At 67.4% G+C, this 22,546-nt stretch carries 21 protein-coding genes; 7 read left to right on the top strand and 14 right to left on the bottom strand.

The window, feature by feature from the left end:
* Nucleotides 1–14: 14 nt before the first annotated feature.
* Nucleotides 15–731 (bottom strand): DsbA family protein, encoded by a 717-nt coding sequence (locus ACOGJB_RS01855; protein ID WP_419839137.1) that lies wholly within the window; start codon nucleotides 729–731, stop codon nucleotides 15–17.
* A gap of 113 nt (nucleotides 732–844) precedes the next feature.
* A complete protein-coding gene (locus ACOGJB_RS01850; RefSeq protein WP_419839136.1) occupies nucleotides 845–2,596 on the bottom strand; it encodes an N-acyl-D-amino-acid deacylase family protein in 1,752 nt (583 codons plus the stop codon).
* A gap of 437 nt (nucleotides 2,597–3,033) precedes the next feature.
* Here ACOGJB_RS01850 and ACOGJB_RS01845 point away from each other — a divergent pair, with 437 nt between their 5' ends.
* The 5 genes from ACOGJB_RS01845 (at nucleotide 3,034) to ACOGJB_RS01825 (ending at nucleotide 6,355) form a co-directional block, all read left to right on the top strand.
* Nucleotides 3,034–3,624: a transglycosylase SLT domain-containing protein gene (locus ACOGJB_RS01845; RefSeq protein WP_419839135.1), complete on the top strand. Its 591-nt coding sequence runs from the start codon at nucleotides 3,034–3,036 to the stop codon at nucleotides 3,622–3,624.
* A gap of 78 nt (nucleotides 3,625–3,702) precedes the next feature.
* Nucleotides 3,703–4,116, top strand: coding sequence for a transposase (locus ACOGJB_RS01840; protein ID WP_419839134.1), 414 nt, complete (start codon nucleotides 3,703–3,705; stop codon nucleotides 4,114–4,116).
* A gap of 192 nt (nucleotides 4,117–4,308) precedes the next feature.
* Complete coding sequence (locus tag ACOGJB_RS01835) at nucleotides 4,309–4,671, top strand: TA system antitoxin ParD family protein (protein WP_419839133.1); 363 nt, start codon at nucleotides 4,309–4,311, stop codon at nucleotides 4,669–4,671.
* A gap of 15 nt (nucleotides 4,672–4,686) precedes the next feature.
* Nucleotides 4,687–5,271, top strand: coding sequence for an AAA family ATPase (locus tag ACOGJB_RS01830; protein WP_419839132.1), 585 nt, complete (start codon nucleotides 4,687–4,689; stop codon nucleotides 5,269–5,271).
* A gap of 109 nt (nucleotides 5,272–5,380) precedes the next feature.
* A complete protein-coding gene (locus ACOGJB_RS01825; protein WP_419839131.1) occupies nucleotides 5,381–6,355 on the top strand; it encodes a nucleotidyltransferase domain-containing protein in 975 nt (324 codons plus the stop codon).
* 68 nt (nucleotides 6,356–6,423) lie between these two features.
* On the opposite strand, the gene ACOGJB_RS01820 is transcribed toward ACOGJB_RS01825, so the two are convergent.
* The gene (locus ACOGJB_RS01820; protein ID WP_419839130.1) at nucleotides 6,424–8,502 is read right to left on the bottom strand and encodes a DNA gyrase/topoisomerase IV subunit B; all 2,079 of its coding nucleotides are present in this window, start codon (nucleotides 8,500–8,502) and stop codon (nucleotides 6,424–6,426) included.
* The gene (locus ACOGJB_RS01815; protein WP_419839129.1) at nucleotides 8,499–10,985 is read right to left on the bottom strand and encodes a DNA gyrase/topoisomerase IV subunit A; all 2,487 of its coding nucleotides are present in this window, start codon (nucleotides 10,983–10,985) and stop codon (nucleotides 8,499–8,501) included. The genes ACOGJB_RS01820 and ACOGJB_RS01815 overlap by 4 nt, the downstream gene beginning before the upstream one ends.
* 267 nt (nucleotides 10,986–11,252) lie before the next feature.
* Between ACOGJB_RS01815 and ACOGJB_RS01810 the strand changes: the two genes are divergently transcribed.
* Complete coding sequence (locus ACOGJB_RS01810; RefSeq protein WP_419839128.1) at nucleotides 11,253–12,776, top strand: hypothetical protein; 1,524 nt, start codon at nucleotides 11,253–11,255, stop codon at nucleotides 12,774–12,776.
* Here the strand turns inward: ACOGJB_RS01810 and ACOGJB_RS01805 are convergent.
* The 8 genes from ACOGJB_RS01805 to ACOGJB_RS01770 form a co-directional block, all read right to left on the bottom strand.
* On the bottom strand, nucleotides 12,729–13,136 hold the full coding sequence (locus ACOGJB_RS01805; RefSeq protein ID WP_419839127.1) for an NUDIX hydrolase: 408 nt from the start codon (nucleotides 13,134–13,136) through the stop codon (nucleotides 12,729–12,731). The two genes, ACOGJB_RS01810 and ACOGJB_RS01805, sit on opposite strands and share 48 nt — an antisense overlap.
* A complete protein-coding gene (locus tag ACOGJB_RS01800; protein WP_419839126.1) occupies nucleotides 13,133–13,660 on the bottom strand; it encodes an N-acetyltransferase family protein in 528 nt (175 codons plus the stop codon). Before ACOGJB_RS01800 ends, ACOGJB_RS01805 begins: the two co-directional genes overlap by 4 nt.
* Before the next feature lie 46 nt (nucleotides 13,661–13,706).
* Entirely contained in the window at nucleotides 13,707–15,329 is a 1,623-nt protein-coding gene (locus tag ACOGJB_RS01795) for an FAD-dependent thymidylate synthase (RefSeq protein WP_419839125.1), read from the bottom strand.
* A 93-nt stretch (nucleotides 15,330–15,422) separates the two neighbouring features.
* Entirely contained in the window at nucleotides 15,423–16,052 is a 630-nt protein-coding gene (locus ACOGJB_RS01790; protein ID WP_419839124.1) for a hypothetical protein, read from the bottom strand.
* Nucleotides 16,049–18,463, bottom strand: a complete 2,415-nt coding sequence (locus ACOGJB_RS01785; RefSeq protein ID WP_419839123.1) for a DEAD/DEAH box helicase — start codon at nucleotides 18,461–18,463, stop codon at nucleotides 16,049–16,051. The genes ACOGJB_RS01790 and ACOGJB_RS01785 overlap by 4 nt, the downstream gene beginning before the upstream one ends.
* Complete coding sequence (tatC, locus tag ACOGJB_RS01780; protein WP_419839122.1) at nucleotides 18,460–19,317, bottom strand: twin-arginine translocase subunit TatC; 858 nt, start codon at nucleotides 19,315–19,317, stop codon at nucleotides 18,460–18,462. Before tatC ends, ACOGJB_RS01785 begins: the two co-directional genes overlap by 4 nt.
* Nucleotides 19,314–19,625 (bottom strand): Sec-independent protein translocase subunit TatA/TatB, encoded by a 312-nt coding sequence (locus ACOGJB_RS01775; RefSeq protein WP_419839121.1) that lies wholly within the window; start codon nucleotides 19,623–19,625, stop codon nucleotides 19,314–19,316. Before ACOGJB_RS01775 ends, tatC begins: the two co-directional genes overlap by 4 nt.
* Before the next feature lie 85 nt (nucleotides 19,626–19,710).
* On the bottom strand, nucleotides 19,711–19,980 hold the full coding sequence (locus tag ACOGJB_RS01770; RefSeq protein WP_419839120.1) for a hypothetical protein: 270 nt from the start codon (nucleotides 19,978–19,980) through the stop codon (nucleotides 19,711–19,713).
* 18 nt (nucleotides 19,981–19,998) lie between these two features.
* Between ACOGJB_RS01770 and ACOGJB_RS01765 the strand changes: the two genes are divergently transcribed.
* Nucleotides 19,999–20,727 (top strand): glycerophosphodiester phosphodiesterase, encoded by a 729-nt coding sequence (locus ACOGJB_RS01765; protein WP_419839119.1) that lies wholly within the window; start codon nucleotides 19,999–20,001, stop codon nucleotides 20,725–20,727.
* A gap of 18 nt (nucleotides 20,728–20,745) precedes the next feature.
* Here ACOGJB_RS01765 and lepB read toward each other — a convergent pair whose 3' ends face one another.
* Both lepB and ACOGJB_RS01755 read right to left on the bottom strand, forming a co-directional pair.
* Entirely contained in the window at nucleotides 20,746–21,444 is a 699-nt protein-coding gene (gene lepB / locus ACOGJB_RS01760; protein ID WP_419839118.1) for a signal peptidase I, read from the bottom strand.
* Nucleotides 21,441–22,457 (bottom strand): DUF3866 family protein, encoded by a 1,017-nt coding sequence (locus ACOGJB_RS01755; protein WP_419839117.1) that lies wholly within the window; start codon nucleotides 22,455–22,457, stop codon nucleotides 21,441–21,443. The genes lepB and ACOGJB_RS01755 overlap by 4 nt, the downstream gene beginning before the upstream one ends.
* Nucleotides 22,458–22,546: the final 89 nt, after the last annotated feature.

The raw sequence follows: 22,546 nt of genomic DNA, 5'->3' as shown, positions 1-22,546 counted from the left end.
ATGAGGGGCTCAGGTCAATCGGCTGCCTGCGGCTCCATGCCGACTTCTTTGCCGCGGTTGATGCTGACCCAGTCGCGTGCCTCGAGATACGGCCGGAAGGTGTCGAAGATCTTCTTCTCGTCGCGAGGCATGTGCTGGATCTCGTACAGGTGCGGGAATTCCAGCCAGCCGAGGACCAGATCCCACATGCGCAGCGCAGCCTCGCCGGTCGGCGGATCGAGCAGGACCGGTCCGAAGATCGCAGTGTCGCCGAAGTACAGGGTCGGCACCCCGAAGCCGCCCGAGTCGATGACCCGCTGGTGCTCGGCCTTGATCTCGTCGTGGGTGGTCTCGTCCTCGATGGAGACATCGACAATCGCCGGATCAGCGCCGATCTCGGTCAACAGGTGCCGAGCTACATCGGGATTGTGGGGGCGGTTGCCGTCGACATGCAGAGCCCTGCCCGACGCCGCGTACCACTTGTCGAGCAGGTCCATCGACTCGCGCCGCAGGATCGCGCCGATGCGCATCATCGACCAGCCGTAGCTCCAGTCGCGCTCCCACGGATGCTTCTTGCCCTCGCGCAGGTTCACCTCTTCGAGACTGAAGAACTTCCAGTTGACCTGCAGATCCAGTTGATCGCGCACGTCGCGCATCCACAGGGAGGTCTGGTATGCCCACGGGCACATCACGTCGAAGTGGAAGTCGACCTCGGTCGGGCCGGTGTACTTGGTGCCGTTGCTTGCGCTCATCTCTTGTATCTCTCCTCTGGTTGCGGGCCGCTCAGCCGCGCTGTGTTCGATGGGCCGCTCAGCCGCGCCCATGTCTGATGGGCCGCTCAGCCGCGCTGTGTCCAATGGGCCGCTCAGCCGCGGCCGTGTCGCAGCAGGCGACCTGGGGTCGCCCCCGTGCACTCGCCGGATTCGAATGTGACTTCGCCGTTGACGATGATCTGGTCGTAGCCCTTGGCCCGCTGCACCCGGCGCCACTCGCCGCCGGGCAGGTCGTGCTCCACGTTGCCGATCCACGGCGGATCGATCTCGAGCTCCTCCATGTCGTAGACCACGACGTCAGCCGCGGCCCCCTCGCGCAGCGTGCCCCGGTCCTTGAACCCTGCCGCATGGGCCGCCAGCGCGGAGAGGCGGTAGTGGGCCTCTTCCAGCGTCACCACGCCCTCGTCGCGCACAAGCCACGTCAAGAAATCGGTGGTGTAGGAGCCGCCGCTGAAGAACTTGGTGTGTGCACCGCCATCGGACACACCGGGAATGGCGTACGGCGACTGCATCATCTCGCCCATGAACTCGGCGTTGGATCCCTTGTCGGGGCCGAGGAACTCCACGTTGAGATCGCCTTGCAGCGACAGGTCCAGCATCACCTCGATGGGATGCTTGCCCTGTTCGGTTGCCAGGTCGCCGACGGAGCGCCCGACGTATTGCTGCATGTCGGCCTGCCGGTTGACCCCCTGTACCACGAGACTCTTGGGATTGCCGCCGACGCCGGCTTGGATGACCTGCAGCCGCCGATCGGCCTCGGCAGCCTCGGCCACGAGCGCATTGCGGAGTTCGGGATCGGACATCTTGGCGATCTTCTCGTCCTTGGTGCCCGTGGTGACCGCACGCCAAGCGGGCGAGGCGTCGTAGAGGTTCCAGTGCTCCAGCGTGAAGGCGAAGCCCGCCCGCCCGGTCCCGCATTGTGCATAGATCGGCAGTTCCTGGTTCCAGCACTTGTCGATCCAGCGAAGGGGCCGGCGGTGTACCTCGGGGTCCTTGCGAGCGGGCGCCACCACGTTGTGCAGGATCGGCCGCTGGGCCGTGGCTGCGAGTACCTCGAGGAACTTGATGTCGGCCCGGATGTCGCCGGTGCCCTGGGTGATCTGGATGAAGCCCTCGTCGCGTTCGGCCAGCACGCTTGCGAGGTTCAAGATGTCCTGGTCACACATGATGTCAGTGACCATGGGGGAGCCGTCGTAGTCGGCTTGCACGCTGTCGGGGCCGAGACGCTGGATGGAGAAGCCGCACAGGCCGGCGTCCATCCCCTCGTGCAACAGCCGGGCCATTTCCTTGCGCTCGGCCTCGGAGGCGGGCACGCCGGCCTTGGCCTTCTCGAGGCCCATGACGTAGGTCATCAGCGACGCCGTGGGCATGTACTGGATGACGTTCACGCCCTTGGGGGCCCGATCAAGGGAGTCGAGGTACTCCGGGATGGTCTCCCAGTCCCAGTCCATGCCCAGCCGCATCGACTCATAGGGGATTGCCTCGGTACGGGTCATCGTGAGCATCGAGCGGTCGCGGAATTCCGGTTTGACCGGCGCGAAGCCGAAACCGCAATTTCCGAGCACCACCGACGTCACCCCGTGATAGCCCGAGATGGTGCACCACGGATCCCAGCGAATCTGGGCGTCGTAGTGGGTGTGCAGGTCGACAAAGCCAGGGGCCACGATCTTGCCGGCGGCGTCGATGACGCGTTGCGCGGTGCCACGGGGACGCCCCCCGAGCTGGGCCACCTTGCCGTCCTTGATCCAGACATCGCCCTTGTAGCGCGGCACCCGTGTGCCGTCCACCACCGTGCCGTTCTGGATGTGGATGTCGAAATCCGTGTCCGTGGATTCGGTACTCATGGAATGCCCCCGCAGCGCTCAGCGATCTGACTGCAACGGCCGCTACGGCACGACAGGCGCACCGGCAACCGGCCCTTTCACGCTACCCGTCCGCTTCGGCGCCTGCCGGGACGGTGATGCGTCAGCGCAGGCAGAGCACCATAGGCTTCGGCCTCGTTTGCCGACCCTTCAAGGCATTGCCTGCTTTGCCCAACCATCTCAAACGTGTGATCACCGTTACGGCGGCCTGTGCCTTCTTGGGCGCGTTCTTGCCCTTGACCCTGGGTGCTGCCCACTCCCTGGAGGGCACCCAGACGCGTCCGTCGGTCCACCCATACACCCAAGGTCCCCTCGAAGCTGCGGGAACGGTTGACTCCAGGGGATTGCAGAGTCCGCTGACCGCCCCGCCGCTGGTTCTGGCTGTCGCGCCATCGCCTGTGCCGCCTCGCGTCGGGGGAGTGGAGACCGCTGCGGTGGTCGAGCATCCGAACCTGCCCGCTTCGCCGCTGGTCACCGCAGACTCGCTCATCGAGCCCAAAGAGCAGTTCCGGCGTACGGTCGCGCCGGGCGTGCCGCTCGCGTGCGATCGCTACCGATCTCAGATTCAGGCCGTCGGCGACTGGGACCCAGACGTTGTGATCGCGCTGATCTGGCGAGAATCACTCTGCAACGAACAGGCGCTCTCCCCGACCAACGACTGGGGCTTGCTCCAGCTGAACGCGACCTGTTGGGCAGGAAAGGGCATCGACGGTCTTCCCCGGGTGCGACAACTGCCCGATCACATCGCACAGGTCGACCTGCGCTGCGACGGTCTCACCGCCGCGACGCCAGCGGCGACGTGGTGCTTTCATGCCAAAGAACAAGCATTTCGCACGGGTCGCCGCCCGGCTTCACCTTGTGATGCCTGGCTGGATCCGAACATCAACCTCCGCGCCGCCTATGAGATCTGGCTCGTCGATGGCTGGCAGCCCTGGTGCTTCAACGATCTGAGCCGGTCCACACCCGCGTGCCGTGCCGCTTCCGAGGCCCCCGCCCCTCCGCGGGACTAGCCAGCGGCCCCAGTGGACTTGTTGGCGCCCAAGTTGGGGTTGGCGCGATTCGATGAAGCTGCAGGTCACAGGCCTGCCATGGTGTGGCGCGGAACGCCGACAACGTCGAGTTTGGAAGGCGGTTCGGCCGAATCCGGAACGCGGCCTGCCGCAGCCGGCGACTCCCACGGCGAGGTCCGCGACGCCTGGCACGCGAAAGAGACCCTGCGGATGACCTACCGCATCGGCGACCACGAGGTCGCCCTCGAAGCGCTCGACGAGCTGTCCCGCGACCTGCGAGACGACACGTACTCCCCGGAGCTGAACCGCCTCGGCCGCACGCTGCGCGCCTGGCGGGCACAGATCACCAACTGGTACCGCTCCGTCCTCTCAAAGAACAGAGTGGTGCACCCTGTGTTTCGCGCGGGCGGATTACTGGATTCTGCTGTCATGGGCCTTGAGGAGGTTCTATGGCACCGAGGGGATATCCGGCGGAGTTCCGGCGGCGTGTGATCGATTTGGTCGAGGCGGGCCGACGACGCAGACGCGGGCGACATAGTGAACGGCACTGGCGATCCACGGAAGCGATCTCCCGATGACCACGCTCGTTTCCACGGATACGCTCCGATGCGCGGAGGATCGCAGCAGCAGCCCCGTGCCGGCGTGGTTGTAGCATTGTGCTACGATCTGATCGGAGGTTGACACATGCCTACAAGCACCCCAGTCAGAGTCGCCCATGACCTCCACGCATCAGCTGAGCAACTAGCTCCGACCATGAACCGGAGCACTTCACAGCAGATCAGCTTCTGGGCCCGCATCGGACGAGCCATGGATCTGTCGCCGCACTCATCCACGCGCAACGTAGATCAGGTTCTCAGTGGCGAGGCTGATTATGACTCCCTCAATTTTTTCGAGCAGGCGATTTTCCGATCCAAGCGAGATGAACGCACAGAGGACCGGCTGCGCGACCTAGACCTTGAGGCCGTGTTCGCGAACGAAGGCCGCTCATACGTCGAGCTGGATGACGAGGGGCGGGTTGTGGAGCGGCCAGCACCCTCGAGAACCTGATCTCGACCGCAGCACATGCTCCCTCCGCTGAAACAGCCGGAGATTCATATCATTGCCGGTCCCAATGGCGCAGGCAAGAGCACCTTCTATGAACTGGTCTTGTCGCCTAGCGGGATGCAATTCGTCAACGCGGACGTGCTCGCGGCTCGCTACTGGCCGAACGAACAGGCGGAGCGTGCCTACGACGCAGCGCAAATGGCGAGCCAGATCCGTGAGGACCTCATCGCCAGTAAACGCTCATTCGTGACAGAGACGGTCTTTTCGCATGAGTCGAAACTTGGCCTGATGCGCAAAGCAGGCCGGAATGGCTACGTCATCACGCTGCATATCGTCATCGTCCCCGAGGACTTGGCAGTTGCGAGAGTGCACAACCGAGTGCGGCATGGCGGACATGCTGTGCCAGAAGACAAGATTCGCTCTCGTTATCAGCGACTCTGGAAGCATGTGGCTGAGGCAATACGAATCGCCGACGACGCCTATGTCTACGACAACTCCTCCGCTGCGAACGCGTACGAGCGCATTGCCCACTACCAGATGGGGCAGAATACGCATCCAGTCAGTTGGCCGACGTGGGCGCCAGCAGACATCGTCGCCATCTGAGCTGATCAACTTGACATAATGTCTATTATCGGCGTTCTTGCACCGACAGCATCGACAGCAACCGTCGGCAAGCAGCGAACCTGTTCTGACCGGCAAGTACGATGGGCGTATGGCCCCAAGTGCCCCGAGCATCGACGATGCACGGCGCGCTGCGGCCGAGCTCGCCTCTGCGGGTGTGGGCCGGGTACTGCTGTTCGGGTCGCTCGCACGAGGCGACACCCGCGCAAGCGATATCGACCTGGTAGCCATCTACGACGATCTCGGCGATTACAGCGACCGCTGGGATCGCCGCTGCGAACTGGCGCTCCGCGCGGAGGCCGCTGCGGGATGCTCGGTCGATCTGTTGGTGACCGACGCCCCCGAGTGGGCGGTTCGCACTCAGCGCGTCCCGTGCTCCCTCGAAGCCCACATAGACACCTACGCCATGCTCCTCACTGACAGCGGAGCACACGTCGACATTGACTGGGACAAGGAGATCGGTTTGCCCGACAATGCCATCGCCGAAGTGCAGACACGTCACCTTGACATGACTGTCGCAGTGTCGAGGCTCGCCGACGCTGCGCGTGTCGGGGACAACGAACTCGACGCCATCGGCGACGACGACACCGAAGCGTTTGTCTCGGCTGAGGAGTGGCGCTTTGCCGGTGCCTGTTCCCAGGCACATCTTGTCGTCGAATGCGGAGCGAAGACCATGATCGCTTTGGCTGCGGGCACCGCACCACCCCGCAGTCACAACATCGACACCCTCGTCGATCTTCTGCCGGCCGATGAACGCAGCGTCTGGGCAGCGCTCACCGCCGATATCGACACCGCAGAGTTCCACCAGTGGCGCCAAGGCGGCACCTACGCCGCAGATCTGCCAATCGACGGATTTGATGAGGACTACCTGGCCACGGTTGCCAGTGTCGCCATCAATGTGGCTGCCCACGTAGCTAGCCGCTGCGCTGCCGCTGGCATCGATGCCGCCCAGATCCGCCTCAGCACACGCAGCGAGCACCGTCTGCGCACCGCACTCGGGGGCCCCATGCGAGTCGAAGCCGACCATCCCATCCGCCACCCTGACAGCTCCAAAGACGCCGAGTAGCCCGGCTGCGTCAACTGCTGCCGTACAGCCGAGACTCGCACCCCCAGCCGCTTCGGAATGATCTTCTGTCAAACGTCGAGCGCGTGGCCGTAGCTGCTGCTGTGGGCGATGATGAAGTTCTTGCGCGGATCGACCGTTGCACCCATCATCACCTCGAATGCCTCTCGGGCGGCCTGGGCGTCGCTGACGGTGATCTGGCGCAGCACCCGTGTCTCAGGGTTGAGGGTGGTCTCGAACAGCTCGTCGTCGTCCATCTCGCCGAGGCCCTTGAACCGCGTGAGCCGGTACTGCCGACCAGCGGCATCCAGTTCGGCGCTGAGCGCATCCCGCTCGACCTCGGAGTAGACAAACCGCTTGTCCTGCCCGATCGTAATGGCGTGAGTCGGTGGCTGTGCGGCATACACCCGCCCGGCGTCGAGCAGCGGGCGCATGTAGTGGTACACGAGTGTCAGTACGAGGCAGCGAATGTGGCTGCCGTCGACATCGGCATCGGCTAACAGAACCACCCGGCTGTAGCGGGTCCGGTCCACATCGAACCCGGACCCGGAGCCTCCGCCCACGGCGGTGAACAATGCCGCCGCCTCCGCGTTGTCGAGTACCGCCTGAGCAGATCCCTTGCCTGCGTTCACGACTTTCCCGCGCAGCGGCAGCACTGCCTGCCAGGCGCTGTCGCGTGCCCGCTTGGCCGGCCCCGCCGCAGAATCGCCCTCCACGATCAACAGCTCGCCCTCGGGATGCAGCCGGCAGTCGGCCAGCTTGGCCGGCATGCCGCCAGACCCCAGCGCCGCCGCCTTGCGCCGCTCGTCCAGTGCCCGTCGGGTAGCCACCCGGTTCACCACGGCCACGGCGATCTTGTCGAGTACCGCCCTGACGTGAACCCGCTTGCTCGAAGCCGACGTTCCAGAGAACCAGTCGCGCAGTTGGTCGCGCACCACGTTGTTGACGATCCGCTGCACTTGAGGGGTGCCCAGCTCACGCTTGGTCTGGCCCCGGAACTGCGGCTCACCGAACGTCACCCGCACGACCGCCACCAAGCCTTCCTGAATGTCCTCCCGTTGGGCGCGGGCATCGTCGCGCAAGCGCCGCAGTTTGCGCAGATCGGCATCGGCCAGCGCCCCGTTCACCGCCGTGGTGAGCGCCCGTTCGAAGCCTGCAGTGTGTGTTCCGCCATCAGGGGTCGGAATGGTGTTGACGAAGCTCACGATGCGGGCTTCGAACGATGCACACCAGCGCATCGCCACATCCACGTCGCAGTGGCGCACAACCTCGGTGAGATGGCCGTCCACCGGCACCTGCTCGGTGAACTCGTCGCTGCCGTGCAGCTTGATGAGGCTTCCCACCGGCTCGTCGTCACCCCGCAGCTGCTCGACGAAGTCGCTCAACCCGCCCGACGACACGAGTTCCTCCGCCACGATCGGCTCGTGACGTCGATCCGTCAGGGCGATCTTCACCTTGGGCACCAAGAAACACGTCTGCTTGGCTCGTTCGCGCACATCGGCGTAGCTGATCGAAGCAGCGGCATCGAACACGTTGGTGTCAGGCCAGAAACGCACCCTCGTGCCGGTCCGATTCGGCGACACCTTGCCCGCGATCTTGAGTGCATGGCCTCGGCGGAAGCGCCCCGCGGCATCGGTGTTGCCTGCTTCGCGGTGCTGAAACTCCAGACGATGAGTGCGACCGTTGCGGTCAACCTCCACTTCCAGCCGCGACGACAACGCGTTCACCACCGAAGCACCCACGCCGTGCAAGCCGCCGGAGGCTCCGTAGGCACCGTTGCCGAACTTGCCGCCGGCGTGCAGCTCGGTGAACACCACCTCCAGCGCCGTCAGGTCGCCCTCCTTGAGGTCGACGGGAATGCCGCGGCCCCGATCCGCGACCTCGTAGGAACCGTCGTCGTGGAACGTGACCTCGATCAGCTTGCCGTGCCCTGCGGCCGCCTCGTCCACGGCGTTGTCGATGATCTCCCACAGCAGATGGGTCAGCCCGCCCGAGCCGGTGCCGCCGATGTACATGCCAGGCCGCTTGCGAACCGCTTCGAGACCCTCGAGCACTTCGATGGCGTCGGCGTCGTAGGAGGCAGCACCTGCTGCTGGACTCGGGCGCATCGGGTCGCCCTCGGCTCGGGAGTCGGTAGTCGCCATGGTCATGCGAACCGATCCTGACCCAGAGCGACGATTCTGGGGCCTGCGCGCCGCGCTCGCAGGTATCGCTTGGTGGGCGCCAGTTCGGGGCGCACCGGCGTGGGGTCCACCCGCTTCGCAGCGTCATCGTTTGCCACTATGGCGGCGATCTGACGGTCGACGCCGACCCATGCGTACCCGACGCATGTCTCGAAGCCGCCGAAGCGCACGGTCGGCGAACCTGCGGTGTCTCGGCGCTGGGCGGGCACCTCGGACATGGAGGTCACCTTGAGCGTGCCTTCGTCGGTGACGACAACCACCAGCGAACCGAACGCGACCTGTGCTGCGGTCAGAACCGTGGCGCCCCCAGCGAGCTTCATGGCGTTCACCCCCCCGGCGTTCGGCCCCTTTGGAGCGAATCCTTCGCACGCGGTGCGCAGCACGTGGCCAGTGGACGACACCAGCGCCATCTCAGCCCCGTCAGGAGCCTCGAACGCAGCTACCAGTCGGTCACGGTCACGCAGTGTCATGGCAGAGGCACCGTCACGGCGTGCCAGCAACTCGGCCGCATCGACACGCTTCGCAGTGCCGCTGCGAGCCACCAGCGCGATGGCACCAGCATTGGCCTCCGCAGTGATCAGCGCCACGATTCGCTCGCCCCTCGACAGGTCGAATATCTCGCTCTGGGGTGCTCCCCTGCTGCCGCGCGCCATTTCGGGAATCTTTCGCGTATCCACTGTGAGCAGCCGCGCACGGTCGGTCAGCGCAGTCACCGTTTCGAGGTCGGACACGGTGACTGCCGTTGCCAGCACGTCGTGGCGGCCGGGCTTGGCCGCGAGCGGATCTTCGGCATGGCGCCGTCCGAGCAGGCCCGATGTCGACAAAGTCACTGTGCTGATGCCGGCCGCTGCGATACCGGCAGACGCGACATCGCCGGCAGCGATTCCCGCCGCTCGGTCCCGACCGTTCGTCTGGGCCGCTTGGGCCGCGATCCGCGCAGCTTCGGCGTCGATCTCTGCACGGGGGACCGGCTGGCTGCGGCGAGGTGCGCCGAAGCGCTCGACCAGATCGTCCAGCTCGTCAGCCACGATCTGACGTCGGCGCTCGTCGGATTCCAGAAGGGCGAGATACGACGCAATGGCATCGCGCAACTCGGCCAGCTCGTCTCGCAGTCTCTGTGTCTCCAGGGCAGTCAGCCGACGCAGCTGCATGTCGAGAATGTGATTGGCCTGCACTTCGGTCAGGCTCAGCCGCTCGATCAGCTCGGCACGCGCAGCTCCCACATCGGCGGAGCCTCGGATGATGGCAATCACCGTGTCGATGGCATCGAGCGCTGTGAGCAGACCCTCCACGATGTGCTCGCGTTCACGGGCCCGGTCCAGCCGGTATTGCGTTCGACGCACGATCACGTCGAGCCGGTGCGCGATGTAGTGCTCGCACAGCTCTCGGACGCCCAGCGTCTGTGGCACGCCGCCTACCAAAGCCACGTTGTTGATGCCGAACGACTCTTCCAGCGGCGTCCTTCGCCATAGTTCGGCGAGCACCTGCTCTGGGTCGGCGTGGGGCTTGCATTCGATGACCAGCCGCATCCCGCTGGTGCGGTCCGACAGATCGTTCACGTCACCGACCTGATCGAGTTGGCCTGCCTTGAGCAGCTCCCGGATCTTTGTGAGCACCCGCTCGGGCCCCACCATGTAGGGCAGCTCGGTCACCACGATGGCCTGTCTGGTCGCTGTCAGCCGCTCGAAGCCGAATTTGGCTCGGATGCGCACCGAGCCTCGCCCGGTCTCGTAGGCCTTGGCGAGTTGCTCGTCGCACACCACCGTGCCGCCAGTGGGAAAGTCGGGCCCCCGCAGCACCTCCATGAGCGTTTGGATTCCCGGACGGCGCTGGGGCCGGCGAAGCACCAGCTTGATGGCCGCGGCAACCTCGGCCAGGTTGTGCGGCGCCATGTTGGTGGCCATGCCCACCGCGATGCCGCTGGCGCCGTTCACCAGCAGGTTCGGCAGCGATGCTGGCAGGCACGTTGGCTCGGTCCGCTCGCCGTCGAAGCTCGGAGCGAACTCCACGGTGTTCTCATCGATGCCTGCCACCATCGTCATCGCCGCAGCGGTGAGTCGTGCCTCGGTGTAGCGGTACGCAGCCGACGGGTCGTCGAGGCTGCCGAAGTTCCCTTTGGGCTCCACCAAGGGCACCGACATGGCGAAGTTCTGACCCATCCGGACCATCGCCTCGTAGATCGCGCTGTCGCCATGAGGGTGGTACTTGCCCATCACCTCGCCGACGACGCCGGCCGACTTGCGAAACGGCGTGCCCGGCCGCAGTCCGAGGTCGTCCATGACGTAGAGGATTCGCCGTTGCACCGGTTTCAGGCCGTCACGGACGTCGGGAATGGCCCGAGCCGTGGTTACAGAGAGCGCATACGGCATGAACGAGTCCCGCATCTCGTCCGCTACGTCGATGTCGCGAATCTCGCGGGCGATCCTCGTCGGAGCGGTCGGTCCGGCCATCGTCTGGGACCCTTTCGGCGACTCGAAGCGGAAGGGCGAGCATGCGCGCGCCATCAATGCCGGGTTGGCCCATGCATCTGCGGGACGCACCGGCGGCTGCATGTGAGGGTACGACGCTTCCAGCAGCTCGCTGAGTCAATTTCGACCCTGCAGTGCGAGCTGGGCTTGTTGAGTCGAACCGTTTGGCTGCGCGGGTTCGGTCGGGGGGCCGAATGCCATTGACCGTCGTTGGGGGACTACCCTGCGGCGCGTGTTGGTGAAGACCTCGTGAGCCGACGCCTCGATGTCGAGTTGACCAGTCGGCGCGACGACGGCTCGTGGACGTGGCGTGCTGCTGGCGCGAAGCAGCCCAAGGGCGTGCTCGACGGAGGACTGCTGCCCCCTGGCGCTGGTGAGGGTGATGTCCTGCGCGTCGACGCAGAGTTCGAGATCGACGGCATCTTCATCACTGGAGTGCTCCCGCCGAAGGCCCGAAGCGGTCGACCCGAGAGCGAGCGGATCGAACTGCTGGGCCCACCCGAACGCAACTCGAGGTCGGTCACCACGACCGGCGTCTCCGGCCGCGGAGGCCGCAGGCGAGGCGGCGAGGGCGGCCGGGAATCAAACCGTGCCGGCGAGCGGGACTCAAAGGGTCCGCGGCGCAAACGCGATGGAGATCGCCGCAAGCGAGACCGCCCCGCGGACTCCGAGGGCGATGAACCGCAGCGACGCAAACGGCGCGAGGGCGACACTCGCCGTCGTGAGGGCGGAGCCAAGCGGCAGCGCCGCGACGCCGCCTCCAAGGCAATGCCCGAGACCCCCGATCGCCCCCCTCGCCCCAAGGCGCGCAAGCTGCGCCCGAGCCGCAAGCACCGCGACGAACTCATCGCCTCGCTGCCGGCCGAGCAGCAGGTGATCGCCGAACAGGTCGCACGCGGTGGCCTCGCTGCGGTTCGCACGGGCATCGACGAGCAGAATCGCAAGGCGGCGGCGCAGGGCGCGCCCGAGGTGCCAGCCGACGGCGTGCTGCGGCTCGCGGAATCGCTCGTCGGACCGGTGCAGATCGCCGAGTGGCACGATCGTGCCGACGCGGCCCTGGCCGGCATCGAACGGGTGGATCTGCGCGATCTCCGCTCCGTGCTGGTGGCTGCCGAAGACTTCGCCCGTGGTGCCGAGGCTCGGGAACTGGCCGACAAGATCCGCGAAGGGCTCAACGAACGCGTCGAAGCCAGCCAGCGCGAGTGGCATGACGAGCTGCGCACGACGTTGGCGGAAGGGCGCGTGGTGCGAGCGTTGCGGCTCAGCTCCCGACCTCCCAAGGCCGGTGCCCCGCTGCCCCCCGAAGTTGCCCAGGAGCTGACGACGCAGGCGAATGCCGCGCTGGGAACCGGCAACTCCCAGCACCGCATCGCCGTCGTGCTCGAAGCGGTTGCCTTCTCACCGGTGCGGCCCTATGTCGTGGTGCCGAGCGTTCCCGCTGAGCCCTCCGAAGAACTGATCGAGGTGGTACGCAAGATTGCGAGCCGGCTGCCTGAAGTCGCGGCAGCGTTCGGCGTGGAGCCGTCAGCCGCGAACCCTCGCGGCCAGTCGCGGCGCGGCCCCCGACGCCGACCGAAGCCGGAGCCGAAGGCCGACGCCGACGAAGCTGTAGCCAAATCGGACGCCGAGGACGCGACAGCCGAATCCGTCGCCGACGAAGCGACAGCCGAATCGGACGCCGAGGACGCAGCAGCCGAGTCTGACGCCGACGAAGCGACAGCCCACTCAGACGCTGAGGACGTGGCGGTCGAGGAACTCGCGCATCCCGGCTGAGAGCGCGAACTCCCCCGCCTCGATCGCGGAAAAGCTCACGAAGCGGGCCTCGGCGGCATCATCGCCGGCAAGTGTCACTGCGTCGGGCAGGCATTCCACGGCATAGTCCAAGATCACGAAGTGCATCTGGTCGCTGATGTGCTCGGTGACGCCGACGAGCTCGCCGCACCGCACGACGAGACCCGTCTCTTCGGCCAGCTCGCGCTCGACCGCGGCACTCAGACTCTCCCCCGGTTCGACACGTCCTCCGGGAAATGCCCACAAACCCACGGCGGGCGGGCGACCTCGCCGCACCAGCAACACTGATTCACCCCGAACGGCGATCCCGCCGACACACACCTGGGGCACCGGAGCGCTCACTGCGGCGAGGTGACGGGCCCGCTCGATGGCTCGGGGGCCGGTGCCAGTCTGCGATGCAGCACCAGCAACCGTGCGGTGAATCCGAACGTCTCGAAGAAGTTCTTGGTGGTGCGGTTCCCCGGCAGCGCCAGCGAGTCGACGCCGACGCAATTGCGCTGCTCACACCATCGCAGCACCTCGCCGATCAGCTCCTCCCCCACGCCGACGTCGCGGGCCCCGGTGGTCACGTACAGGTCGGTGACGCGCCCCAGCCAGTCTCCCGACTGCAACGACTCGACCGCAGCAGCCGCATAGCCCACCGGCGTGCCATCGATCAGCCCAACCCACACGGCCTGATCGGGATCGTCGAGCGCCGCCCGAAGACTCGTGCTGAAGGGCTTCTCGCGCACTTCCCGCCGCGACCAGACCCACCCGCCGCGGGCGTCAGCCTGTTCGGCCACTGCCTCTTGGGCCATGGCCGCCAGAGCGTCAAGGTATTGGCCGCTCGCCGGTACCGCCGCTATTTCCATGGGTACAGCCTCCATGGGCACAGCCTCTTCCCTGGGCACAGCCTCCATGGGCCACGGCCCATCAGGCGGGTTCGGCAGAACGCCGCGCCATGGTGGCCTTCTCGGCGCCGAGCCGCCCGAGCACGCCTTCGGACAGGTCAATGTGGGACATCATCGCTGCCACAGCGCTGTGGCCTGCGACCTCGGCTATCTGGTGGTACATCGCGGTGACGATGCGCCGGTAGTCCTCATGGCCTTGTGGCTGGGACCGCAGCTCGATCAGGTGCATCGCTTCGCGGGCGTTGAATTGCATGGTGTAGCGCACCCGGTACGCCATCGAGACGGCGTAGGAAGCTTCCAGCGGTCCTGCGGCGTCAACAACGGCCTCGTAGAGATTCGCCGACCGCTCCATGACCTCGTCGTAGGCCTCGCCCCCGCCGGCGGCATCGACGAGGCGCGGCACGGTGTACCCGTGACGCGGCGTCAGCGGCTGCCACTCGATCGTCAGCAGGCGATGTCGCTGCAGATCACGGAAGCTGCCGTAGTCGGCGAGCACATCGAACCGGTAGTCGAGCCGCTCCAGCGCCCTGCCCGGGCGGTGACGCCGGTTTGTGCGCTGGCCGGCGTAGCGCTGCACGAGGTCGACGCGCTGAGCTTCGGTCATGTCGGCGACTCGAGCCGCGATCTGCGACTCCGGTAGATCGGTGTAGGGGAACAGCATCGACGCGAGCATCTTGTCTTCGCCGGCGGGATCCCAGTCGGTGAGGACCACCTCGGGTACCGGTTCGGGCGCCTCTTCGGCGAAGAGCTCGGCCGCGAAGTCTTCCATTGCGGTGCGATTGGCCTCGAGGTAGTCCGACCACACGATCCCCCGGTCGGGCTGGTCGACGCGACGCAGGAACGACGGGATGACCTTGCGCAGCTCGGTGAGCATCAGGTCGCCATAGCTGCGCGCTTCGGGCAGCGGGTGCGAACGCATCCGCAGCAGCAGCGCCTCGTAGGCCTGCCCGCTGCCGAAGATGCCGACGTTGGACAGGCTTGCCGCGGGCAGCAGCCCACGCGCGGCGTCGAAGGCCTGCGCCCGGATGGCTCGCCGGTGCGCCAGGTCTCCACCCGCCCCGGCGACGCTGGGCGCCGCATCGTGGTGCTCGGTGAGCCATGCCGTCATGCGCTGAACCATGTCGGCGTAGGAATCGAACATGGCGTCGATATCGCCGACGTAGCGCGTGCCCGCGGCGGAGTTCGTGACTGCGGGCGGGCGGTGATAGCGGTAACGCCCGTGGAGGCGCTCGTCGTAGGCGAGGTAGCGGGTGGACTGCTCGAGGTACGACATCAGCCGTCCCCGTTCCAGCACCTTGGTGAGCAGGTTGGAAGCTTGCTCGCACGCGAGATGCACCGCCCCGAGCTGGGCCACCGAATCGTCGCCGTACTCCACGAACACCCGCTGGTAGAGCTGCTCGGCGCGAGCCACGCCGACCGTGGCGTCGATGGTCTCGTCGCCGGAGATGTCGAGGTCGTCCACGAATTCGTCAATCAGCAGCCGCCGCAGGCTCTTGTGGGTCCGGGAATAGCGGGCGAACAGCGCTCCCTTCACGACCTCGGGCAGGTTCACGAGCGCGAACACTGGATGGCGCAGGTTCGTGACGTACCGCCGCAGGATGTCCTGCTCGGCGAGCGTGAACGTCTCGGCGGTGTAGTGGGTCACCGGTTCACCGGCGGTTCAGGTCGATACACGGCACTTCTGCATGATGGTATGGACCGTTCGCCGAAGCGCGGATACGCAGCATTTCCCGCCGGATCAGAACACGATCACTGCGGCGTCGGGCGCGATGGTCAGGGTCAGCTCGCGGCATCGGCCGACGCGCTCGTTGTCGAGCCAGAGCCCCAGCGGCCGGTCGAACAGGTACTGCGCGCGCTGCACCCGCCGCACGGCGATCGCCGGATGCGGCACGTGGGTGCCCGAGCGCAGCCGGCGGCGGGCGAGGATCCGCTGCGCCAAGCCGAGCGCGGGCTGATCCACACCGGTGCTGAGCACATGCAGTCGCCCGTCGTTGGGGTGGGCGGCCGGTGCCAGGCGCCACCTCCCGAAAGCCTCGGCGCTCATGGCGGCCACCACCGGACCGCGCCACCACGAGTTGCGCGCGACAGCCCCGATGCACGCCCAGTGCGTCTCGCCATCGGCGTTCACCTCGATGAGATCGATCGGCGCTGTTCGAGCACGTTCACTGCGCAAGCGATCGGCCCCGCCCGCTGGTGCGCCCACCACCCGCCACAGGTCGCCGCCGGTCAACCCGATCGGCATCGCCGGCGCATCGCCGGATCGCTGGCGCGCGATCGCGACGCGCAATTCGGCATTGCTCATGGCAATCGGCGCTCGTTCAGCCAGGGCGCCTGCGGTTCCCCACGGCTGGTTGCGCCGGACCGTCATGAGAGCCTGCGAGTACGGGTCACCACGGGCAGCGAGACGAAACCGTCTCCCGGCGCGGCCGTCACCGGCCCGCCGACACGCCCATCGGAAACTCGGGTCGCCGCGGCGACCACCCCGCGATCGAGTGCGGTGTGGGCGCCCGCGGCGGCGCGCCGTGTGTCGCGCTCAGAGGCGACTTCCGCGATGCGGTCAACCAAGTCGATGAGCTGGCGCATCTGGCGCACGAAATCACCAGCGGCCGGTACGTGGTCGCCCTGGGGATCGCCGGGCCACAGGTCGGCGTAGGCCCGCCCCTGCGCCCAGGCGTGGGCAACCGCGAAGAACGACGCATCTGGAGCGCGCGACACGACCACGCTGTGCTGGCGCTCGGCGCGATTGATCTGTGCCGCCAGCTCGGCGATGCGCGCCGCCCGCTCGCGTGTGTCGCCGTCGGGAAAGCGAGGCGCCGGCGGCGGCTGGCTGCTGCGGTGCTCATAGGTCAGCACCGACACCAGCCCCGCCAGTCGAGCCGGCCCCACGCCGTCGAACACGCCCTCACGCAGGCACAGCACCGTCAGCAGGTCGCATTCATGAAAGACGGCCCGCAGGCGGTCGCCCGTCTCCGTGAGCGACCAGCCGTCTGCGCAGCCGAAGATGTTCAGCACCTCGTTCGTGGCGTCGAGCTGGCGGGCCAGGCCTCCCTTGGCAAGCTTGATCCGGTCCTTCAGACGGCTCACTCGGGCCCCGACACGCTCGGCGTTCCGCTCTGCGTCGATGAGTGCCCGGTCGGTGCGCCGGTCTGCGGGCCTGGGGTGCCGATGCCTCCCTGAGTTCGGCGCGCGACCTCGCCCGTGCCCCGAGGAGCGGCCGCGGCCGCCGCCCATCGATTTCAATCGCGCCCGGGCCTCGCGCAGCGCTCTGCGCTCGACTTCCAGCGCTGTGGTCCACTCGCCGATGCGGCGATCGGCCCGCCACTGGGCGAACGACCGCTGCAGCAGTTCAACCGCGGAATCCCGCGTCCGGCTGGCGATGAGGTTGGCGACCATGTTGTACGTCGGCCGGAAGGAGGACTCCAGCTCGAAGTCGTTGCTCGCCGCCAGCCGTGCCGCCTCACCGAAGGCCGTCTGGGGGTGCCACAGCGTGTACGCGTAGCCCACCTCGTCGATCCCGCGACGGCCGGCGCGGCCCGTGAGCTGGGTGTACTCGCCCGGCGTCAGCAGTGCGAAACCGTCTCCCCGGAACCGGCTGAGCTGTTCGATCACCACTGATCGGGCAGGCATGTTCACGCCCACTGCGAGTGTCTCGGTTGCGAACACGACGGCCAGCAGCCCCGCCGAGAAGCACTCTTCGATGGCTTCCTTGAACGCGGGAATCAACCCTGCGTGGTGCGCGGCGACGCCGGCGGTGAGCCGGTCCAGCCATCCTTCGTAGCCCAGTGCCTCAAGGTCGCCGGGGTCGAGATCGGCCGTGTGGGCAACCGCGATCTGGCGCACCTGATGCTGTTGGGCAGCGTCGAGGAACGCTGCTCCCTCAGCGGCGAGCGTCTGCGCCGCATCGTCGCAGCCCTGGCGGGAGAACACGAAGACGATCACCGGCAGCCTGGCAGTCGCAGCCAGATGCTCGACGATCTCAGCGCGCCGCGGCCGGGCCGGTCGCACGCCTCCCCGGCGCTGGCGGCGGTGGCCGCCCGAATGGGAATGCGGCTGTTCCACCAAGCGCTCGATCTCGGGGTTCGGGCGCCCGTCCCGCAAGGTCGGCAAGTCGACGAGGCGGCGGCTGTACCGCTCAAAGATCAGGTAGCGATCTTCGAGGGGCACCGGCCGCTCGGCGGACACCACCGCGGTGCAGCCGCCGGCGGTGGCCTCGATCCATGCTGCTAGCTCGTCGGCATTGCTGACCGTGGCCGACAGGCACACCAGCCGCATGTGCGGCGGCGTGCTGATGATGACCTCTTCCCAGACGGCTCCCCGGTACGGGTCCTGCAGGAAGTGGACCTCGTCCAGCACGGCCATCCCGAATTGGGCGACGTGGCTCGAGCCGGCGTACATCATGTTGCGCAGCACTTCGGTGGTCATGACCACCACGTCGGCGTCAGGGAAGATCACGTTGTCGCCGGTGAGCAGGCCCACCCGTTCAGCCCCCAGCCAGGCGCGCAGCTCGCGCAGCTTCTGGTTCGACAACGCCTTGGTGGGCGTGGTGTATGCCGTTCGCTTGCCGGCCTCGAGGGTCGCTGCGATGGCGTACTCGGCAACCAGCGTCTTGCCCGATGACGTCGGCGCAGCCACCAGCACTGAGCCGCCCTCATCGAGCGCTGCGAACGCCTCGGCCTGAAAGCCGTCGGGAGAGATGCCGCGGGCCGCCAGCAGGTCCTCGAACATCCGTGGCGTGCGGGACCCGTCGACGGCGGCGGCCGGCCCGGCGGCTGGGTTCACGGCGCCGGCTCCCCCGCCTGGCGCTCGTCGCCCGCCGGGGGCGACCGGCGGAAGCGTCGGCGCAGCGGGACGCCGCCGCTGCGACGCCGCAGGATCAGGTACCCCACGAGAATCGACAACTCATAAAAGACGTACAGCGGCACCGACAGCGCCGCGAGTGTGACCGGATCCCCCGACGGTGTGATGATCGCTGCGCCGGCCACGATGCCGACGATGGCGTAGCGGCGGGCCCGATTGAGCTGGGAGGGCGTGACGATTCCCGCAAGCTGGCCGAAGATCAGCACGATCGGGAACTCGAATCCGATGCCGAAGGCCAGCATCATGAACGTCACCAGTCCCAGGTAGGCCCCCGGCCCCAGCAGCGGGTCGACAACGTCGCCGCTGACTGAGATCAGGAACTCGAGCGCCCGCTCGAAGGTGAAGTACGCGAGCACCGCACCGGACACAAAGAGCACGCACCCCGCGAAGACGAACGGGACCGCCCAACGCTTCTCCCGCCGATCCAGCGCCGGCGTGATGAACCGCCACAGGTGCCACAGCAGCACCGGCATTGCCAGCACGACACCCAGGTAGGCGGAGACCTTGATGCGCGTGCGGAATCCTTCGAGCGGCGAGGTGATGACCAGGCTGCATGAGTCGCCCAGCACGCTTGCGGGAGCGTCACGAGCTTCCAGCACCCGGCAATAGGGCGGCAGGAAGATCGACTCCAAGAGCCAGTCGTAGACGATGAGCCCGACGACCATGCCGAGCCCGATGGCCACGATGCTCCAGATGAGCCGGTTGCGCAGTTCGGCGATGTGATCCCAAAAGCCCATCACCGCCGGCCGCGGCCGGCGCCGCAACCAGAGCCTCACGCAGCGCCGTCGCTGGTTGGTCGATCCGGCACCTCAGCAACAGTCTCGCCCGGCGCCTCGGCATCGTCGACGGGCCGAGCCGGCGTGCCGGACGCTTCGGCGTCGCTGTCCGGCTGAGTCGGCGTGGTGGTCTCGACGATCGGCGGCGACAGCGTGGCGTCCATCTCCTGGCGCACATTCGTGGAGAACTCACGCACCTGCCGGAATGCCCGACCGATGCTGCGGATGGCCCCCGGGAGCCGCTTGGGGCCCAGCACGATCAGCGCCACGAGCGCGATGATCAGCACCTCGTTGGGCTGCAGGCTCACGGTTCGATGGTAGAACCCCGGCCCTGCGCGGCGGTTCTGCCGTCTTCCGGCTTGGCTGATCGTGCAGGCGGCATCGGTCGTCGCATCACAGCGGCAGCACTCGGCGAGCGGCCCATCGCAGGGCCAGCCCCAGTGCCCGCTCGGCGGTGGCTTGGCGCAGCGACGGCACATCGAGGCTGTCGATCGCGGTGCGTGCACGCACGACGTCGGCGCGCACCTCCGCGGCTGCCTCCGCGATCGACGCCAAGCTCTGCGCTGTCGCTCGCAGCTCGTGTGCCAGCCGCCGGATCATGACCACGCTGACGGCGGCGAGCAGGCCGAAGGCAACGATCGGCAGCAGCCACAACGTCGACATGAATGGCACGATAGAGGTGTGCCCCCGCAGCCATTGCCGTCACTGCGCACGCCCCCGATTGCATTCGCACACCGCGGCGGGCGGGCTCATGGCCCAGAGAATGCCCTCGCGACGTTTGCCACGGCTCTGGACATGGGGGCGACCGGCCTCGAGACCGACGTGTGGCTCAGCCGCGACGGTCATCCCATGCTCGACCACGACGGCGTCGTGTGGCACCGCGGCGTTCGCCGCCCGTTCAGCTCGTTCGAGCGGGAGCGCATCGGCCCCGACATCCCCACGCTGGCGGAGTTGTACGAGACATGCGGCACCGATTTCGAGCTGTCTGTCGACCTGAAGGACCCCGCGGCAGCCGACGCCGTCATTGAGGTCGCCCGCGCCGCCAGCGCAGAAGACCGCCTCTGGTTGTGCCATGGAGACTGGGACCTGCTCGTCGACGTGCGCGGCCGTACCACTGCCCACATCGTCGACTCCACCCGGGTCCGCCGCATGAAGGAAGGCCCCGAGCGCCGGGCCGCTGCGATGGCCGACGGCGGCATCGACGCGATCAACCTGCCCGCCAAGGACTGGACGGGCGGCCTCGCAGCTCTCTTCCACCGGTTCGAGCGCTTCTGTTTCGGATGGGACGTCCAGCACACACGGTTGGCGTCGGGGCTGCGCAACATGGGCCTCGACGGTCTCTATGGCGATCACGTCGACCGCCTGCTGGCCGGCATCGCCCCATCAGATGCCCGGGCCCAGTCGTGCTGACCCAGTGCCGTTGGAGAACTACAAGCCGCCGAGCCGGTTGGGAGGCCAGAAACGCGCGAACGCTCGACCGACAATCTCGCTCTCGGCCACCGGTCCGAAGACGCGACTGTCCTGACTCGAGCCGCGGTTGTCTCCCATGACGAACACGTAGCCCGCAGGCACCCCGAGCGGACCGAAGTCGCGGGTGTACACGTCGGCCGGCAGGTAGTCCTCGGTCACCGGCAGCCCGTCGACGACGAGCCGTCCGTTCTCTGCTCCGACCCTCTGCCCGCCTACTGCCACAACCCGCTTGATGAGCTCGGCGGTCTGTGCGGGCCGCATCGATTCCGGGGTCCGGAACACGACGACGTCGCCGGGATCGGGGTCGCCGATGCGGTAACTGAGCTTGGAGACCAGCAGCCGGTCGCCGACCGCGAGCACCGGCTCCATCGATTCAGACGGAATGAAGAATGCGGCGATGAGAAACGTCCGCATCAGAAGCGCCAGCACGACCGCCGTCGCCAGCACCCACCCCCACGAGAGCAGGTTGCGCGAGCGCTGGCTCATGGCTCGCCGCACGCGCGGTGGCCGGTGCGGTCGCGGATGTCTGCCCCGCATGCCGGGTGCGCCCCTCACCCCGCCACCGAGGTCGGCACCGCTGGGTTCATCTGGTTGGACCGCGGGTGCATTCCGATCTTCGGCGTCAGACTCGCCGTCAGCCGCGCCGGGAGAGCTCATGATGTCTCCGCGAGCCATGCCGCCGCCGCACCGAGCCAGATGCATGCCTGCTGATCGTCCGCCAGCGGGCGTCCCATCGATGTGACCTGCAGGTCCATGCGAGCGAGCGCATCGTTCACCGCTACGGGCTCGGACCACACCGCCCGCTCGCCCAAGGAGGTGATCCACCCGGCGTCGTCAGGCGTGCTCGCCGCGCCGGCGGGCACCGGCACCACCGTGCGCTGCGGAGACAGCGTCGCGACGGTTCGGGTGTGGTGGCTGACGCCCCGGTGACGTTCCCGCTCGTCGTCCGATGATGCACGCACCGCCAGCGCCGTCGCCGCACCGAGCCGGTCCAGCACTGCCGCGTGGCCGGCTAGGTCCAGCGCCGAGAAGCCCAGCGAGCTGGCGGTGCCGAGGTGCCCAGGTCCGGGTGCGACCACCACACGTTCGATCTGCCGTTGCGCCAGTGCTGCAACTCCCGAGGCGACCGTGACTGCCTCGATGGGCGCGCCGAAGGCCTGCCCAGCACTCACGGCCGCCGCGATCGCGCCCCGTTCGAGGCACGCCGCGGCCAGATCGCTCAGCACGAACGGCAGTGCTCCGCCGTCGGTCATGACGTAGCCCGGCGCGTTGGCTGTGGCGTCGCAGACCGTGGCAGCCAGCGCCAGCGCGTGGCTGTGCAGCACGCACAGCACGACCCTCGTGCCCGCCAGCGAGGGCAGCTCCAACGCCGCGGCCTCGTCAAATGCAGCTTCCCCAGTTACAGCTCCCTCAGGTGCAGCTCCCTCAGGTGCAGCTTCCTCGTACGCATCAACGGGCAGCTGCTCGGCAAGGTATCGGGCCTTCATCACTCGGCCCACGCCGCCGGCGCCCTCGTACGGCGCGCTGAGATTCGTATGTACGACATGGGCGCCGCCGGTGCCGAGGCCCAGGTCGATCGCCGAGGTGTTCACGAGCAGCTCATCACCGACCGCAACCGGGCCGCAGAAATCCGTCAGCGCGTACGCCTCACTCCCGTCGGAGAGTTTCATCCGCTGCAGTCCAGGCCTGACGTCGCGCACTTCAGCGGCCCCCAGGCGCGCGAAGCGCGGCATCTGGCGCCTTCAGCCGGCTGGGTGTC

Origin of the sequence: Candidatus Poriferisodalis sp. (assembly GCF_965208895.1) — a bacterium.
Lineage (GTDB): Bacteria > Actinomycetota > Acidimicrobiia > Acidimicrobiales > Poriferisodalaceae > Poriferisodalis.
The sequence above is the reverse complement of the archived record's forward strand: the minus strand, read 5'-3'. Positions and strand labels throughout refer to the sequence as shown.